This window comes from Actinomadura sp. NPDC048394 (assembly GCF_040651755.1).
Classification (GTDB): domain Bacteria; phylum Actinomycetota; class Actinomycetes; order Streptosporangiales; family Streptosporangiaceae; genus Spirillospora; species Spirillospora montaniterrae.
In genome coordinates this window covers 38,022-53,065 of the sequence record NZ_JBEZJL010000076.1, presented here as the reverse complement: position 1 = coordinate 53,065, position 15,044 = coordinate 38,022, and the positions used below count along the sequence as shown (strand labels likewise).

Below are 15,044 nucleotides of genomic sequence, written 5' to 3'. Positions count from 1 at the left end.
CCGCCTGTCCATCAGGTATGTCACCTGTGGATAACTATGGTCGGCGGGACGTGTGGGGCTGATCAGGCAAAGGGGTCAAGAGGCTGATCGGTTCCGTCCAATTGTGGTCAGAATTGAACGGATGTCTGGCTTTGTGGCGGCCGTCTTCGTCAGTGGATGATGACGTGGTCGGTGGGGGCGTTCTTGTCGGTCGTCCAGCCGTCGTGGCCGGCCTTGGACTGCCAGTGGCGGCCCGCGTAGCGGACCTCCTTGAGGCCGTAGACCTGGGCGTGCGTGACGGCCCAGGCGGCGACGGCCCAGCCGCCGCGGGCGTTGGTCACCTTGACGCCGTTCCAGGAGTCCGGACGGGACGGGGCGCCCGCGGTGAGCGGGCCCGGGCCGTCCACCTGGAGGCGCGGGCCGAAGGCGCGGCGCATCTCGCGGATCGCGTCGGGGCGGCGGGACCTGGTCTGCTTGTCCGGCGGGTACCAGCAGCGGGCCCCGGCGGGCTGGCGGCCGGTGAAGACCTGGGCGAGGAGCTTGCCGTCCGGTTCGTGCTGGGCGTAGGCGCGGCCGTCGGCGCTGTGCTGGACGCGCTGGGCGGCGTCGTGCACGTCGCGGTCGAGGTAGTCCTTGACCTTGACCAGGGCGTCGAAGAACTTGCTCGTGGACTGGACGGGGTCGCGCAGCTTCGCGGGGCTGCCCCAGCCCTGCGAGGGGCGCTGCTGGAACATGCCGACGGAGTCGCGGTCGCCGCTCGGCAGGTTGCGGATGTGCGACTCCTGGATCGCCGTCGCGTAGGCGATGACGGCGGCGCGTTCGGGGAGCTGCTTGCGGAACGCGACCGCCGAGATCGTCGAGGCGTTCGCGGCCTGGTCGAGGTCCAGCGGCATCTTGGACGTTCCCACGGCGACCTCGCAGCCCGACCCGTGCAGGTAGGGGCGCATCCGGTCGAACGCGATGTAGCCGCCCACCCCCAGCACGAGGACGAGGGCCGCCACGACGAACGGCCAGCGCCGGCGGCGGCGCCCGCCGCCGCCCGAACCCTGTTCGGGGCGCGTCCTCAACCTCGACCAAACAGCCACGCGAAGAAGGTACCGGGAACCGGCCACCAGTAAGCTCAAGGACCATGACGGAAACGTTCACCAGCCCGATTCCCCAGGTCATCGACGAGCTGTGGGAGCGGCGCGCCGAGCTCGGGCCGGACGACGCCGACGCGCGCGCGGCGATCGTCGCCGCCGTCGACCAGCTCGACGCGGGGGAGGCGCGGGTCGCGTGGATCGATCCGGCCACCGACGAGGTGGTCGTGGACGAGCGCGCGAAGCGGTCGATCCTGCTGAGCTTCAAGGTCCTCGGGATGGTGCGTTCGCAGGTCGGCGACTTCCAGTACCACGACCGGATCCCGCTGAAGACCCGGTTCGACGGGGTGCGGGTGGTGCCGGGCGCGATCGCCCGCTGGGGCGCGTACCTGGCGCCGGGGGTGGTGCTGATGCCGTCGTTCACCAACTTCGGCGCATATGTCGACTCCGGGACGATGGTCGACACGTGGGCGACCGTCGGGTCGTGCGCGCAGATCGGGAAGAACGTCCACCTTTCGGGCGGTGTCGGGATCGGGGGCGTGCTGGAGCCGCCGAACGCCAAGCCCGTCGTGGTGGAGGACGAGGCGATGATCGGCAGCCGCTCGATGATCGTGGAGGGCGCGCGGGTCGGGAAGGGCGCCGTGGTCGGCTCCGGGACGAACCTGTCGGCGTCCATGCCGGTCATCGACGTCGAGACGGGCGAGGAGATCAGCCGGGGCCGCATCCCGGATTGGTGCGTCGCGGTCGGCGGCACCCGCTACAAGGAGTTCAAGGGCGGGACGTTCGGTCTTCCGGCGGTGCTGATCCTGAAGCGCCTCGACCCGGGGCAGCGGCACGACAAGGCTTCGCTGAACGACATCCTGCGCGACCACGGCATCAACACCTGACGCGGCTGATACGTGTCGGGGCCTCCTGCGGCAACAGGAGGCCCCGTGCCAATCGTCCCCGCCCGAGCCATCAGACGGATGCATCGATCGGGCCGTCCGGCCGGGATCCGCGAGCGGTCCCCGGCGTCATGGACGACATGCCCAAGGTAAGTCCGTGCGGGCGCCGTCCGGCAAGCCCCTCCGGCGCGGAAACCGCCCGGTCGCGGGCGGGCTCTCTCACCATGCCGTCTGACCTGCGGATATGCGCCGCCGTCGTTCGGTTTCGTTGTTCCCGATATTTGTTCGCCCGGTGCAAGTACATCTGCTCGTTAGCTCGGGCGAATCTTCGAACAACCGGAGCTTGACGCGGATGCGGGAGATCGGGTAATCGCCGGGGCCCGCCAGACTCCGAACAACGCAAATCCCCCGAATGCTTCCGAGTCGCAGCGCCGTCCGCCACGATGAATCTTGAGACGGAACCGGACGGACCCTCCGCGGCGGCAACCGCGTGGCCCGGCCCGCCCGTCGAGATCCACGACCCGCCCGAGCCATCGAACGAGTGAATCGAAAGAGGTTCATCGGTGAACCCTCCGCACCAGAGCGCCTTGCAGGGCGCGCACCGGCGGCACGCGCTCATCCGGATCCTGCTGCTCGTAGTGATCGTCGTCCTCGTCCTCAAGGGGGTCGATCCGTACGGGGCGGTCTTCGTCGCGGCCTATGCCGGTTCGGTGCTGACCGAACTGGTCGTCCGCCGGCGGAGCCGCTCGCGGCACGCGCACCTGTCCGCTCGCGCCGCCGGTGAGCTCTGACCCGCAGACGCCACCGGCGGCGCCCCTCACAAGGGTGCGTCCATGCCGAGACGAGAGAATCCCCTCGATCCGACCGATAACCCGGTCACGGCGTTCGCGGTCAGGCTGCGCCGCCTGCGCGCCGAGGCGGGAACGCCGAGCTACCGCGCCATGGCCGCCCGGTCGTACTACGGCTACACCACGCTGGCCGAGGCCGCGTCCGGGCGCCGCTTGCCCAGCTGGGAGATCACCCGCGCCTACGTGCGGGCGTGCGGCGGAGACCTGGCCGTCTGGGAGCGGCTGTGGCGCGAGACCGCCGAAGCCATCGGCCCTTCGCGCGACTCGCGGCACGGCAAGGGCGGGGAGCGGTCGCCGCCGCAGCCGTCGGCGGAGCCGAACCACGCTTCCGCGGACGCCGCGGTGGACCCCGCCCGCGCCGGCACGCTGCCCGAACTGATGGGGATGCTCGACGGGCTGCGCGCCAGGGCGGGGCTGAGCCTGCGCATGCTCGTCGAGCGGTCCCGCGACGAGCCGGGCCATGGCACGGCCCCGGTTCTGGCGCGGACGACCGTGGCCGACTTCCTGCAGGGCTCCCGGCCTCCCGGGCTCCAGGACGTCCTGCGGATCGTGGAGTTGTGCGGCGGGACCCCCTCGGACCTCCGGGCGTGGGAGACCGCCTGCGACCGCCTTCTGCCGGTGGAGCAGGCTCCGCCGGCAGAAGGCGGGCCCGCCGACGGCGACCAGGCCGGTGGACCGATCGACTACTCGTGGCGCGGCGGTCCCACGGTCCTGCGCATCCTGCTCGGCGCCCAGCTGCGGCGGCTGCGGGAGGAACGCGGCATCTCCACCGAGCGGGCGGGCTACGAGATCCGCGGTTCGCACTCCAAGATCAGCCGGATGGAGCTGGGACGCGTCGGGTTCAAGGAGCGCGACGTCTCGGACCTGCTCACGCTGTACGGGGTGAGCGATCCGGCGGAGCGGGCGTCGTTGCTGGAGCTGGTCAAGAAGGCCAACGCGCCGGCCTGGTGGCACCGGTACGGCGATGTGCTGCCGAGCTGGTTCGAGGTCTACCTGGGGCTGGAGGAGGCCGCGTCGCTGCTGCGGACCTATGAGGTGCAGTTCGTGCCGGGCCTGTTGCAGACCGAGGAGTACGCGGAAGCGGTGGTGCGGCTCGGCTACTCCGACGCCTCCGATGAGGAGGTCGAGCGGCGCGTGTGGCTCCGCACGACGCGGCAGCGGAGGTTCGCCTCCCCGGGTGCACCGACGCTGTGGGCGGTGCTGGACGAGGCGGTGGTGCGCCGCCCGGTCGGCGGCTACGACGTCATGCGCCGCCAGGTCGAGCACCTCATCGCGATGTCGGAGCTTCCGAACGTCACGCTGCAGATCGTGCCGTTCGGGGCCGGCGGGCACGCGGCGGCCGGTGGCCCGTTCACCATCTTGCGGTTCGCCGAGCCGGACCTGTCCGACATCGTCTACCTGGAGCAGCTGACCAGCGCGCTTTACCTGGACAAGCCGACCGACGTCGACACGTACGTGCGCGTGATGAACGAACTCAGCATCAAGGCCCTCCACCCGAGGACGACGCGGCGGTTGCTGCTGGAGCTGCTGGACGGGGTCTGACCAGCGTCGCTAGCCGATCGGCGTTTCGGTGATCTTGAGGGGGCGGTCGGTGAGGACGGCGACGGACGCGGCGTAGCCGGGGCCCGGGGTGAGGTCGGCGAGGCGGACGGGGGAGACGGCCTTGTCGTCGTCCCAGGACAGCACCGCGGCGGGCTCGTCCGGACCGGAGACGTGGATGGCCGTCATCGAGGCGGCCAGGCCGTGGCCGGTGGCCTTGAGCAGCGCCTCCTTGCGGCACCAGTACGAGTGGAAGGCGCGTTTGCGCTGGTCCGGCGGCAGGTTCTGGAGGACGTCCCGTTCCGGGGCGCTGAGGACCATCGTGCCGAGGCGGTCGACGTCCCGGTCGCTCTCCCGCTCGACGTCCACGCCGACCTCCGGGCCGTCGGACAGGACGAGGACGACGCGGTCCCCCGAATGCGACAGCGAGAAGTCCAGGCCGGAGCCGGGAAGGCGGGGCTTGCCGTGCGCGCCGCCGCAGTGCGGGCAGTCGGTGGTGAACCGGATGCCGCTCGGGGCGAGGCCGGTCGCCTCCGACAGGACGGTGCGGGCCAGGAACCGTCCGGTGACGAACCGGGCCTTGTCCTCGGCGCGCATGAACCGCGCGTAGCGGTCGCGCTCACCCGCGTCCAGAAGGTCGCGCATATGCGGTTCGTCCGCCGGGGCCGCCCAGTGGACGGCGCACTCGAGCACAGGCATCTCCACGCCCGCGATCATAAGCCGCGTACGCTTGCTGTCCATGCGGCTTGATCTGTTCTCGGACGTGGCGGACCTGACGGCGGCGATCGTCGACATCGAGTCGGTGAGCGGTGCGGAAGGGCCCCTCGCGGACGCCGTCGAGGAGGCGCTGCGCGCGCTTCCGCACCTCGCGGTGGAGCGCGACGGGAACAACGTGATCGCCCGCACCGACCTCGGGCGCGCCGAGCGGGTCGTCCTGGCCGGGCACCTCGACACCGTCCCGCTGAACGGCAACCTGCCGTCCCGCATGGAGGGCGACCGGCTCTACGGCTGCGGGACGACCGACATGAAGAGCGGCGTCGCGGTCGCCCTGCGCCTGGCCGCGACCGTGACCGAGCCCACCCGCGACATCACCTTCGTGTTCTACGAGTGCGAGGAGATCGAGGCGGAGCGCAACGGGCTGCGGCGGCTCGCCGCGACCCGTCCGGAGCTGCTCGCGGGCGACTTCGCCGTCCTGATGGAGCCGACGGGCGCGCACATCGAGGGCGGCTGCCAGGGGACCATGCGCATCGAGGTGACGGCGAAGGGGGAGAGGGCGCACAGCGCGCGCGCCTGGATGGGGTCCAACGCCATCCACACCGCCGGGCGGATCCTCGACGTCCTGCGCGCGTACGAGCCCACCCGTCCCGTGGTGGACGCCCTGGAGTACCACGAGGGCCTCAACGCGGTGTTCATCCACGGCGGCGTCGCCGGGAACGTCATCCCGGACGAATGCGTCGTCACCGTCAACTACCGGTTCGCGCCCGACAAGTCCCTCGCCGAGGCGGAGGCGTACCTGCGCGAGGTGTTCGACGGCTTCGACGTCAAGGTGACCGACGCCGCGTCCGCCGCCCGCCCTGGGCTCACCCATCCGGCCGCCGCCGCGTTCGTGTCGTCCGTCGCGTCCGGCGGCACCGAGGTCCGCGCCAAGCTCGGCTGGACGGACGTGGCGCGCTTCTCCGAGCTCGGGGTCCCGGCGGTCAACTACGGCCCCGGCGAGCCGACCCTCGCCCACACCAAGGACGAGTACGTCGAGATGCCGCTGATCGCGGACTGCGAGACCCGCATGCGCACCTGGTTGACCGCCTAGGGTCGCTGACCGCCCAGGCGGGCGTGCTCGCCTCCGCCGAGATCGCGCTCGCCGGGGCGCCGGCCGCGCTGCCGCTCGTCCCGGGCCGTCCGGCCGCGGGTTCCGGGGCCGCCCGTAACCGTGCCGCCGCCGGGCCGATCCGAAATCGGCGGCTGACGGTCGGCGCGCCGCACTACCTTGGCCCCATGACACGCGAAGTGAATCCCCGGACGCGCCGGCAGGGGCCGGCCATGCTGCGCGGGCGCGCCGTCCCGCAGACCACCACCGACCAGCGGCTGCTGGACACCCGCGGCCCGGTCGACTGGGTGCACGCCGACCCGTGGCGGGTGCTGCGGATCCAGGCGGAGTTCGTCGAGGGCTTCGGGCTGCTGGCGGAGCTGCCGAAGGCGGTCAGCGTCTTCGGCAGCGCCCGCACCAAGCCGGGGTCGGAGGAGTACGAGATGGCCGTGGACATCGGCGCCCGGCTGCACGACGCCGGCTACGCGGTGATCACCGGCGGCGGCCCGGGGATCATGGAGGCGGCCAACAAGGGCTGCGACGAGAACGGCGGCCTGTCGGTCGGCCTCGGCATCGAGCTGCCGTTCGAGCAGAAGCTGAACGACCACCTCGACATCGGGCTGGAGTTCCGCTACTTCTTCGTCCGTAAGACGATGTTCGTGAAGTACTCGCAGGCGTTCGTGGTGCTGCCGGGCGGGTTCGGCACGCTGGACGAGCTGTTCGAGGCGATCACCCTCGTCCAGACCAAGAAGATCACCCGGTTCCCGATCGTGCTGGTCGGCACCGAGTTCTGGGGCGGGCTGATCGAGTGGGTCCGCAAGACGATGCTGCCGTCCGGGAAGATCTCCCCCGAGGACCTGGACCTGATCCACCTCACCGACGACCCGGACGAGGTCGTCAAGGTCATCGTGGACGCGCACATCGAGGCCGAGCGGCGCCTCCAGGAGGAGCAGGCCGCCGTCGAGGCCGCCGCCGAGCAGGGCATCGACGGCACCTGACGCCGCGTCCTCCGGCCGGTTCCCGCCCCCCGGCGCCGCGGGACCCGGCCGGGAGCCGGTGCTACGCGCCGAAGTAGTGGCCCTCTTCGAGGTCCGCGATGAGGCCCTGCTCGACGGGATGCCAGTCCAGCCGCTTGCGGGTGAGGTCGCTGGAGGCCGGGATGTCCAGCGAGAAGACGCCGCCGACGAAGCCGAAGTGCCCGACGGCGTCCTCCGGCGGCAGCGACGTGACGGGCAGCCCCAGCCCGCGGCCGATGGCCCCGGCGATGTCCCGGACCGGGACGCCCTCCTCGCCGACGCCGTGCAGGACCGTTCCGGCCTGCGCGGACTCCAGGGCCAGCCGGTACAGGCGGGCGGCGTCGAGGCGGTGCACCGCGGCCCACCGGTTCGAGCCGTCGCCCGGGTAGGCGGAGACGCCCTTGTCCCGGGCGGCCGCGATCAGCCACGAGACGAACCCGCGGTCGCCCTTGCCGTGCACCGACGACGGCAGCCGCAGCGCCGAGACCCGCACGTCGCGCGCGGCGAGCGCCAGCGCGTCCCGCTCCGCCGCGTGCCGGACGGCAGCGAACGAGTCGGGATCGGGCGTGCTCTCCTCGGTCGCGACGCGGCCCGGCGTCAGCCCGCCGGTCCCGGACGTCATGATGAACGGCTTGCCGGATCCGGCGAGGGCGTCGCCGATCGCCGCGATCACGCGCCGCTCGATCGCGACGGCGGACGCGAAGTCGGAGAAGTCGTGGTGGAACGCGGTGTGGACGACCCCGTCGGCCGCGGCGGCCGCGCGGGCCAGGCCGTCGGGATCGTCGAGGTCGCCGCGGTGCACGCCGGCGCCGGCGGCCTCCAGCGCCGCCGCGGACGCGTCCGAGCGGGCGAGCCCGGTCACCTCGTGACCCGCGTCCATCAGCTCGCGGACGACGGCGCTCCCGATGAATCCGGTCGCGCCCGTGACGAAAACGCGCATGGTCTGCTCCTTGAACGCAACGATGGGACCGGCCCGACAGAGGCACCGGGACGGTGCAAGGCCGGTATCCCCACCCTGCGCGCCGCAGTCGCTCCACGTCCAAAGCCTGTTCCGTACAGCGCGATACGGATCAGGCATCATCGCACGTCAGAAGCCTAATCAGTCGAGCTGCCTTGAATCTGGATGGATACGCTGACCGTATGTCCGATTCGCCGCAGCCTCCGGTGGACCTCGACTTGCGGCCGGTGCGGTACTTCACCGCCGTCGCCGACCACCGGCACTTCGGCCGCGCCGCCGAGGCCCTGCACATCACCCAGCCGTCCCTCAGCCGGCAGATCCGGCAGCTCGAACGGCAGATGGGCGCCCGGCTGTTCGACCGCACGCCGCAGGGCACCCGCCTCACCGAGGCCGGGGAGGTGTTCCTGCCGCTGGCCAAGGCCCTGCTGCGCTCGTCCGCCAAGGCGGTCGCGCGCACCCGCGCCGCCGCGCGGCCCGGCCGCGTCACGATCGGGTACACCAGCGGCCTCATCGTCACCCCGGCGGTGCAGGAGCTGCGGCGCCTGCACCCGGACGCGGACGTGCGGGTCGTGCACCTCGACTGGAAGGAACCGCGGCGGGCCCTGCTCGACCACCGCGTGGACGCCGTCGTGACCCGGCTGCCGTTCCCGACCGGCCGGCTGCACGTGACGATCCTGTACGACGAGCCCCGCTCCCTCGTCGTGTCCGCCGACCACCGCCTGGCGGGCCGGGAGTCGGTGACCGTCGACGACATCGCCGACGAGCCGCTGCCGCGGGTCCCCGGCGCCGACCCGGCCTGGAGCGCGTTCTGGCGGCTCGAACCTCGGCCCGGCGGACGCCGGGCGCCGGACGGCCCCGTCATGGACGACCTCGAGGACAAGTTCGAGTTCGTCGCCGCCGGGCAGGCCGTCGCGATCGCCGCGGGCACGGGCGGGCACCGGCTGCGCCCCGACCTCGTCATGATCCCGCTGGAGGGCGTCGATCCGAGCCATGTCGTGCTGGCGACCCGCGCCGGCGACCGCTCGGGCCTGGTCGCCGCCTTCCGCAAGTGCGCCGAGGCCCGCCTGACCGGCCCTCCCGCCGGTGACCGCCTGACCGGCCCTCCCGCCGGTGACCGCCTGACCGGCCCTCCCGCCGCGGACCGCTAGACGAACACCATCCCGCCGTTGACGGTGAGGTTCTGGCCGGTGATGAACGCGGCGCGGTCGGAGGCGAGGAACGCGACGGCCTCGCCGATGTCGGCGGGCGCGCCGAAGTGGCCGAGCGGGACGCTCGCGGTGTACGCGTCGCGGGCGTCGGGGCCGATGGAGTCGTGCCGGTCGGTCGGGATCCAGCCCGGCGCGACGGTGTTGACGGTGATGCCGTGCGGGCCGAGCTCGCGCGCCCAGCTGCGGGTGAGGCCGAGCTGGGCGGACTTGGCGGCGACGTAGGCGCTGGAGCGCGCCGGGCCGAGCGCGACGACGTCCGACCCGATCTGCACGATGCGGCCGAACCCGCGCTCGCGCATGCCCGGCACGGCCTTGCGGACGAGCAGCAGCGGGCTCTTGACGAAGAATTCGAGTTGATCGAGGACATCGCGCCAGCGCAGTTCCTCGACGGGCAGGTCCGGCTGCGGTCCGGTGGCGTTCAGCACCAGAATGTCGAGACTTCCGAACTCGGCCGTGATGCGGTCGTACAATTCGTCCACCGCGGCCTCGTCGGTGATGTCGGCGCGGAACAGTTCGGCGCGTCCGCCGGCCTCGGTTATTCGCGTGCGCAGCGCCTCGGCGGCGGCTTCGTCGCGCCGGTAATTGATCGCGACGCGGGCGCCGTCGCGGGCCAGCGCGGCCGAGATCGCGCCGCCCAGTCCGCGTGACGCGCCGGTCACCAGGGCCGTCCGCCGGCCGGATGCGCCGGTCACCGGGGTGCCTTCCGCATCCGTCCCGCCACCTCGCCACCATCCACATGTTGTCGTGATCATGGCTCTCACCGGCACTGACGCGGCCCGGGCGGCCGCGCGAGAGTCCCGGTGCGCGCCGCGGCGGGCGCCGGTGCGCACCGCCGTCGCCGTCACCGTACCCGCGCGCGGTGCGGCCATGCCGTGCGCCGCTCGCCCGGCCTTTTCCCTCTTGCTCCGATCCCGCGCGACATCGGGTGATATTTCCCTTGGACCGTCGAATGCAATATCAAGGCTTTACCTAACGCACTGTTTTGGCGGCGACCGCCGTCGGTGGGTTACCATCTTCTTCCCTGACGTCGATACCGCTCGGGATCTGAGCTCAATTAACATCGGAGCACGGGCCGCACCGATGAGCTTTCTCGGTAGGCCGCGCCCCGTCATACCTTCAAACGAGATTTACCTTCGCCGGTCGATGCCGCCGTGTTCCGCGGGTCGCCGGGCTCCGGCGACGCATTGGCGCGGACCGTCCGCGGTCCCGCATGGGAGGCCGCGCGCCGGTCAGACCAATGACGAGCACAGAGCAATGTCGATCACGGACCAAGGGAGAAGTGCCATGACGTACGTGGTGCCTTACAGCGGCATCTCGAACCGGCTGGGCGACGAGGAGATCAAGGCCGTCGGCGAGGCGCTCCGGCAGGACACGCTGGCGATGGGCCCGCGCGGCAAGGAGTTCGAGCGGCTCCTCGCCGAGCGGCTCGGCTCGCCGCACGCCCAGGCCACCAGCTCGTGCACGACCGCGCTGTTCCTCGCGGCACAGGTGCTCGAGCTCCAGCCGGGCGACGAGGTGATCACCACCCCGCAGACGTTCTGGGTGACGACCTGGCCGCTGCAGGCGCGCGGCGTCGTCGTCAAGTTCGCCGACATCGACCCCGACACGCTCAACATCGACCCGACGACGATCGAGCCGCTCGTCACCGAGAAGACCAGATCCATCTGGGTCGTGCACTTCGGCGGCCAGGCCGTCGACATGGACCCGGTCATGGAGATCGCGCAGCGGCACGGCCTCACCGTCGTCGAGGACTGCGCGCACGCCGCCGGCGCCACCTACAAGGGCCGCGCCCTCGGCACCATCGGCGACATCGGCTGCTTCAGCTTCCACTCGCTGAAGAACATGACCACCGGCGAGGGCGGCGCGTTCGTCACCCGCCACGACCGCTACGCCGAGATGGCGCGCGCGCTCGGCACCATCCACAACTACGGCGAGATGGTCGAGCGCGACGACCAGCGCATCGGCCCGCACGCGCAGCCCGCGTACTACAAGGACGCGCACGTGCTCAGGTCGTACACCCACGACTACGCCGGCGGGCGCTACCTCGTCGGCAACAACTTCCGGATGAGCGAGCTGTCCGCCGCGCTCGGCATCGTCCAGCTCGGCAAGATCGACCGGCTCAACGGGCGCCGGCGGGAGATCGCGCACCGGCTCGACGACGGGCTCAACGGGATCCGCGGCATCGGCGTCCAGTCCGAGAAGCCCTACGCCCACCACGTCTACCACCTCTACACGTGCTTCTACGACCCCGAGGTCGTCGGCGCCCCGAAGGACGACTTCATCCGCCATCTGCAGGAAAAGGAGGGGATCGAGATCGTCATCCGGTACTTCCCGATCCACCTGCTCCCGGAGTTCCGGGCGCTCGGACACCGCTACGGGGAGTGCCCGGTCGCCGAGAAGACCTACTTCGAGCACCAGATCCAGCTGCCCATCTACGACCACCTCACCGACGCGCAGGTGGAGCACATGATCGCCGCGGTGCGCCGCGGCGTCGCCGAACTCGGCGGGGGCCGCTGACCCGGCCCCGCGCGTCCGCAACCCCGAACCCCCTCGTGCGCCCGGCAGGGTGCACATGACGTCTGGAGCCTCACCATGGGCAAGACACCGAACGGTTCCCGCCCCCAGAACAAGGTCGTCGCCGTCACCGGCGGTTCCGGCTTCGTCGGGAGCAACCTCGTGGCCCGGCTCGTCGACGACGGCCACCAGGTCGCCATCGTCGACCTGGCCACGCCCGCGCCGGAGCTGGCCGCCCTCCCGGGCGTCCAGCACCGGCGCGCGGACCTGCGCGACTACGGCGAGACGCTGCTCGCGCTGCGCGGCGTCGACACCGTCTACCACCTGGCCGGCAACGCCAGCGGCACGCTGTCGGTCGAGCGGCCGAGGTTCGACTTCCAGATCAACGGCCTCGGCACCTGCAACGTCGGCAACGCCTGCGTCGAGCAGGGCGTCCGGCGGCTGGTCTACATGTCGTCGGCGATCGTCTACGGCACCCCGCAGACGTTCCCGATGACCGAGGAGCACCCGATCGCGCCGTTCCTGCCGTACGGGGCGTCCAAGCTGTCCGGCGAGCTGACGCTGCGCAGCCTGCACGACGCCCTCGGGCTGCAGGTGATGATCGCCCGGTCGTTCGTCGTGTACGGGCCCGGCGAGGACCCGCGCACCGCCGGCGGGGAGGTGTCGCAGTTCCTGCGCTGGCAGCTGAACGAGCTGCCGATCCCCGTCGTCGGCGACATCGACCGCAAGACCCGCGACTTCGTGCACGTCTCGGACGTGTGCTCGGCCCTGATCACGATGGCCGAGAACGGGGTGCCGGGGGAGATCTACAACATGGGCAGCGGGCGCGAGGTCTCCATGCGGGGCCTCGCCGACGCCGTCGCGGTCGCCACCGGCAAGCCGTCCCGGCTGAAGCCGGACGAGTCGGAGCTGGCCGACAGCTTCCGGCTGGTGGCCGACATCTCCAAGCTGCGCGGCATCGGGTACGAGCCGAAGATCACGCTCGCGGCGGGGCTGAAGTCGCTCGCCGAGCACCTCGGCCCGTTCCCGGAGCTGCCCAGCGTGACGGTCGCGTTCAGCCGCGAGCCGGCCGTCCGGGCGTGAGCGCCGCCCCGCCGGCGTAGCCGCCGGCGCCTGCGCCGGAGCCGGCCCGCCCGGCATGCGCCCGACCGGCGTAGGAACGTTCCAAGACAGTCGCTCCCGATGGCCCGCGCGAGCGTGCCCGGCCCCAGCCGGAACGCCGATCGCGCGGGCCCTCGGTTCGAGCCCGCGCGCCGCCGCGCCCGGCGGCCCCACGGGCGGAGCACCGCATCCACACCCCAGGGGAGTCGAGCATGCCCAGAAGCAGGACACGAGGCGGGCCCCGCGCGGGCACCGACGACGCCGGAGCCGGCCCCCCGGTCCCGCCGCCCGTCGCGCGCGACCGCGCCGCCCGCGCCGGCGTCGGCGCGATCTTCTTCGCCAACGGAGCCGCCTTCGCCTCCTGGGCCTCGCGGGTGCCCGACGTCCGGGATTCGCTGGACCTCACCCCGGGCGGGCTGTCCGTGGCGCTCACCGGGCTGGCCGCCGGGGCCTTAGCCGGGCTGCCGCTGGCCGGGCTGCTCGTCGCCCGGATCGGCAGCCGGCGGATCCTCGCCGGGGCCGGCATCTACCTCGGCGCCCTGCCGCTCGTCGGGCTCGCGCCGCAGCTGCTGTGCCTCACCGGCGCGCTCACCTTCTTCGCCATCACCAACAGCTGCGTGGACGTCGCCATGAACACCCAGGGCGCGCTGGCCGAGCGGCTCAGCGCCCGCCCGCTCATGGGCGGCTTCCACGCCAGGTTCAGCCTCGGCGGCGTCACCGGCGCGGCGGCCGGCGGGGCGGCCGTGCACGCCGGGATGAGCCCGGAGACGCACTTCCTGCTGATCGCCGTGCTGCTGACCGCCCTGTGCACCACCGCGACCGCGTTCCTGCCGCCCGACCCGCCCGGCGCGGGCAGACCCGGGCTCGGGCTCGTCCGCCCCGGCCGCGGCGTGTGGACGCCCGGCCTCGTCGCCTTCTGCGCCCTGATGGGGGAGGGCACCGTGAACGACTGGGGGTCGATCTACCTGCGGGACGTCGCCGGCGCGCCGACCTGGCTCGCCGCCGCCGGGTTCGCGGTGTTCTCCGCCGGGATGGTGACCGGGCGGCTCGTCGCCGACCGGATCCGCGCCGGCACCGGCTCGCACCGGTACCTGTTCGGCTGCGCGGCGCTCGCCGCGTCCGGCGCCGTCCTCGCGCTCGCCCTCCCGTTCACCTGGACGAGCCTCGCCGGGTACGCGCTGATCGGGCTCGGCCTCGCCGCCGTCGTCCCGGTCACCTACAGCCACCTGGCGCGCCGGACGCCCGGATCGCCCGGGCCCGCGATCGCCGCCGCGTCCACCATCGGCTACGTCGGGTTCCTGGCCGGGCCGCCGATCATCGGGGCGCTCAACCACGCCGCCGGGCTGCACGCGGTGATGGTGGTCTTCCTCGTCCTGATGATCATCGTGGTCGCCCTCGCGCCGCGCCTGCGCGACGACCTCGCCGAGTAGCCCGCCTCCGTAGAGTGGGCAGCGCCCCGTCCCCGACCGAAAGGCGTGCGCCATGCCCCTGGCCGTCTGCGTGTTCTGCTCCTCCAGCGCCAAGATCGACCGACGGTACGTCGACCTCGCCGCCGAGGTCGGGGACGAGCTGGCCAGGCGCGGGCACAGCCTGGTCAGCGGCGGCGGCCGGGTGTCCTGCATGGGCGCCGTCGCCCGCGCCGCCCGGGCCGGCGGCGCCCGCACCGTCGGGGTGATCCCGGAGGGGCTGGCGGACGTCGAGCTGTCCGACGAGGACAGCGACGAGCTGGTCGTCACGCCCGACATGCGCACCCGCAAGGGCGAGATGGACAGGCGCAGCGACGCCTTCCTCGTGCTGCCCGGCGGCATCGGCACCCTGGAGGAGCTGTTCGAGATCTGGACCGCCCGGACGCTCGGCATGCACGACAAGGCCGTGGTGATCCTCGACCCGACCGGCGTGTACGAGCCGCTCCGCGAGCTGATGAAGGGCCTCACCGAGCAGGGGTTCGCCCGCCCGAGGATCTGGGACGCGATCGGCTGGACGGCGTCCGTGTCCGAGGCGTTCGACCTGCTGGAACGCTCCCAGCCGAAGATCGGGATGAGCTTCGAGGACTACGCCGAGGCCGAGCTCTGACCGTCCGATGCGCGTCCCCCACGGCCCTGTGGGGGACGCTT

14 protein-coding genes and 1 pseudogene are annotated in these 15,044 nt (G+C 72.3%); 11 read left to right on the top strand and 4 right to left on the bottom strand.

Annotated features, from left to right (window positions below; genetic code table 11):
* Window positions 1–149 precede the first annotated feature (149 nt).
* Complete coding sequence (locus AB0C78_RS39785; RefSeq protein ID WP_360758555.1) at window positions 150–1,064, bottom strand: hypothetical protein; 915 nt, start codon at window positions 1,062–1,064, stop codon at window positions 150–152.
* Between the two features lie 44 nt (window positions 1,065–1,108).
* Here AB0C78_RS39785 and AB0C78_RS39780 point away from each other — a divergent pair, with 44 nt between their 5' ends.
* The 4 genes and pseudogenes from AB0C78_RS39780 (at window position 1,109) to AB0C78_RS39765 (ending at window position 4,332) form a co-directional block, all read left to right on the top strand.
* Entirely contained in the window at window positions 1,109–1,945 is an 837-nt protein-coding gene (locus AB0C78_RS39780; RefSeq protein WP_360758553.1) for a 2,3,4,5-tetrahydropyridine-2,6-dicarboxylate N-succinyltransferase, read from the top strand.
* A gap of 560 nt (window positions 1,946–2,505) precedes the next feature.
* Window positions 2,506–2,733 (top strand): hypothetical protein, encoded by a 228-nt coding sequence (locus tag AB0C78_RS39775; protein WP_360758551.1) that lies wholly within the window; start codon window positions 2,506–2,508, stop codon window positions 2,731–2,733.
* A 42-nt stretch (window positions 2,734–2,775) separates the two neighbouring features.
* Window positions 2,776–3,369, top strand: a pseudogene (locus AB0C78_RS39770) (helix-turn-helix transcriptional regulator); the annotation flags it as partial.
* Window positions 3,370–3,468: 99 nt separating this feature from the next.
* On the top strand, window positions 3,469–4,332 hold the full coding sequence (locus AB0C78_RS39765; RefSeq protein WP_360758559.1) for a helix-turn-helix transcriptional regulator: 864 nt from the start codon (window positions 3,469–3,471) through the stop codon (window positions 4,330–4,332).
* A gap of 9 nt (window positions 4,333–4,341) precedes the next feature.
* Here the strand turns inward: AB0C78_RS39765 and AB0C78_RS39760 are convergent, their stop codons facing one another.
* On the bottom strand, window positions 4,342–5,028 hold the full coding sequence (locus tag AB0C78_RS39760; protein WP_360758557.1) for a 4'-phosphopantetheinyl transferase superfamily protein: 687 nt from the start codon (window positions 5,026–5,028) through the stop codon (window positions 4,342–4,344).
* A gap of 40 nt (window positions 5,029–5,068) precedes the next feature.
* On the opposite strand from AB0C78_RS39760, the gene dapE reads away from it, so the two are divergent.
* Both dapE and AB0C78_RS39750 read left to right on the top strand, forming a co-directional pair.
* Window positions 5,069–6,136 carry a succinyl-diaminopimelate desuccinylase gene (dapE, locus tag AB0C78_RS39755; RefSeq protein ID WP_360758549.1) on the top strand — a complete coding sequence of 356 codons (1,068 nt, stop codon included), beginning with the start codon at window positions 5,069–5,071 and terminating at the stop codon, window positions 6,134–6,136.
* A gap of 185 nt (window positions 6,137–6,321) precedes the next feature.
* Entirely contained in the window at window positions 6,322–7,131 is an 810-nt protein-coding gene (locus AB0C78_RS39750) for a TIGR00730 family Rossman fold protein (protein WP_360758547.1), read from the top strand.
* A gap of 61 nt (window positions 7,132–7,192) precedes the next feature.
* Here the strand turns inward: AB0C78_RS39750 and AB0C78_RS39745 are convergent, their stop codons facing one another.
* Entirely contained in the window at window positions 7,193–8,089 is an 897-nt protein-coding gene (locus tag AB0C78_RS39745; protein ID WP_360758545.1) for an SDR family oxidoreductase, read from the bottom strand.
* A 200-nt stretch (window positions 8,090–8,289) separates the two neighbouring features.
* Here AB0C78_RS39745 and AB0C78_RS39740 point away from each other — a divergent pair, with 200 nt between their 5' ends.
* Window positions 8,290–9,255 carry a LysR substrate-binding domain-containing protein gene (locus tag AB0C78_RS39740; protein ID WP_360758543.1) on the top strand — a complete coding sequence of 322 codons (966 nt, stop codon included), beginning with the start codon at window positions 8,290–8,292 and terminating at the stop codon, window positions 9,253–9,255.
* Here AB0C78_RS39740 and AB0C78_RS39735 read toward each other — a convergent pair.
* Complete coding sequence (locus AB0C78_RS39735) at window positions 9,252–10,007, bottom strand: SDR family oxidoreductase (RefSeq protein WP_360758541.1); 756 nt, start codon at window positions 10,005–10,007, stop codon at window positions 9,252–9,254. The two genes, AB0C78_RS39740 and AB0C78_RS39735, sit on opposite strands and share 4 nt — an antisense overlap.
* A gap of 592 nt (window positions 10,008–10,599) precedes the next feature.
* Between AB0C78_RS39735 and AB0C78_RS39730 the strand changes: the two genes are divergently transcribed.
* From AB0C78_RS39730 to AB0C78_RS39715, 4 genes are all read left to right on the top strand, one after another.
* The gene (locus AB0C78_RS39730) at window positions 10,600–11,832 is read left to right on the top strand and encodes a DegT/DnrJ/EryC1/StrS family aminotransferase (RefSeq protein WP_360758539.1); all 1,233 of its coding nucleotides are present in this window, start codon (window positions 10,600–10,602) and stop codon (window positions 11,830–11,832) included.
* Window positions 11,833–11,907: 75 nt separating this feature from the next.
* Window positions 11,908–12,912, top strand: coding sequence for an NAD-dependent epimerase/dehydratase family protein (locus AB0C78_RS39725; protein WP_360758537.1), 1,005 nt, complete (start codon window positions 11,908–11,910; stop codon window positions 12,910–12,912).
* Between the two features lie 230 nt (window positions 12,913–13,142).
* Window positions 13,143–14,360 carry an MFS transporter gene (locus AB0C78_RS39720; RefSeq protein WP_360758535.1) on the top strand — a complete coding sequence of 406 codons (1,218 nt, stop codon included), beginning with the start codon at window positions 13,143–13,145 and terminating at the stop codon, window positions 14,358–14,360.
* 52 nt (window positions 14,361–14,412) lie between these two features.
* Window positions 14,413–15,003: a TIGR00730 family Rossman fold protein gene (locus tag AB0C78_RS39715; RefSeq protein ID WP_360758533.1), complete on the top strand. Its 591-nt coding sequence runs from the start codon at window positions 14,413–14,415 to the stop codon at window positions 15,001–15,003.
* Window positions 15,004–15,044: the final 41 nt, after the last annotated feature.

Excerpts from the sequence above, each read along its gene's own strand:
- AB0C78_RS39725 (WP_360758537.1), top strand. The coding sequence starts at position 11,908 with ATGGGCAAGACACCGAACGGTTCCCGCCCCCAGAACAAGGTCGTCGCC.
- dapE (WP_360758549.1), top strand. The coding sequence starts at position 5,069 with ATGCGGCTTGATCTGTTCTCGGACGTGGCGGACCTGACGGCGGCGATC.
- AB0C78_RS39740 (WP_360758543.1), top strand. The coding sequence starts at position 8,290 with ATGTCCGATTCGCCGCAGCCTCCGGTGGACCTCGACTTGCGGCCGGTG.
- AB0C78_RS39715 (WP_360758533.1), top strand. The coding sequence starts at position 14,413 with ATGCCCCTGGCCGTCTGCGTGTTCTGCTCCTCCAGCGCCAAGATCGAC.
- AB0C78_RS39745 (WP_360758545.1), bottom strand. The coding sequence starts at position 8,089 with ATGCGCGTTTTCGTCACGGGCGCGACCGGATTCATCGGGAGCGCCGTC.
- AB0C78_RS39730 (WP_360758539.1), top strand. The coding sequence starts at position 10,600 with ATGACGTACGTGGTGCCTTACAGCGGCATCTCGAACCGGCTGGGCGAC.
- AB0C78_RS39720 (WP_360758535.1), top strand. The coding sequence starts at position 13,143 with ATGCCCAGAAGCAGGACACGAGGCGGGCCCCGCGCGGGCACCGACGAC.
- AB0C78_RS39750 (WP_360758547.1), top strand. The coding sequence starts at position 6,322 with ATGACACGCGAAGTGAATCCCCGGACGCGCCGGCAGGGGCCGGCCATG.
- AB0C78_RS39760 (WP_360758557.1), bottom strand. The coding sequence starts at position 5,028 with ATGCCTGTGCTCGAGTGCGCCGTCCACTGGGCGGCCCCGGCGGACGAA.
- AB0C78_RS39780 (WP_360758553.1), top strand. The coding sequence starts at position 1,109 with ATGACGGAAACGTTCACCAGCCCGATTCCCCAGGTCATCGACGAGCTG.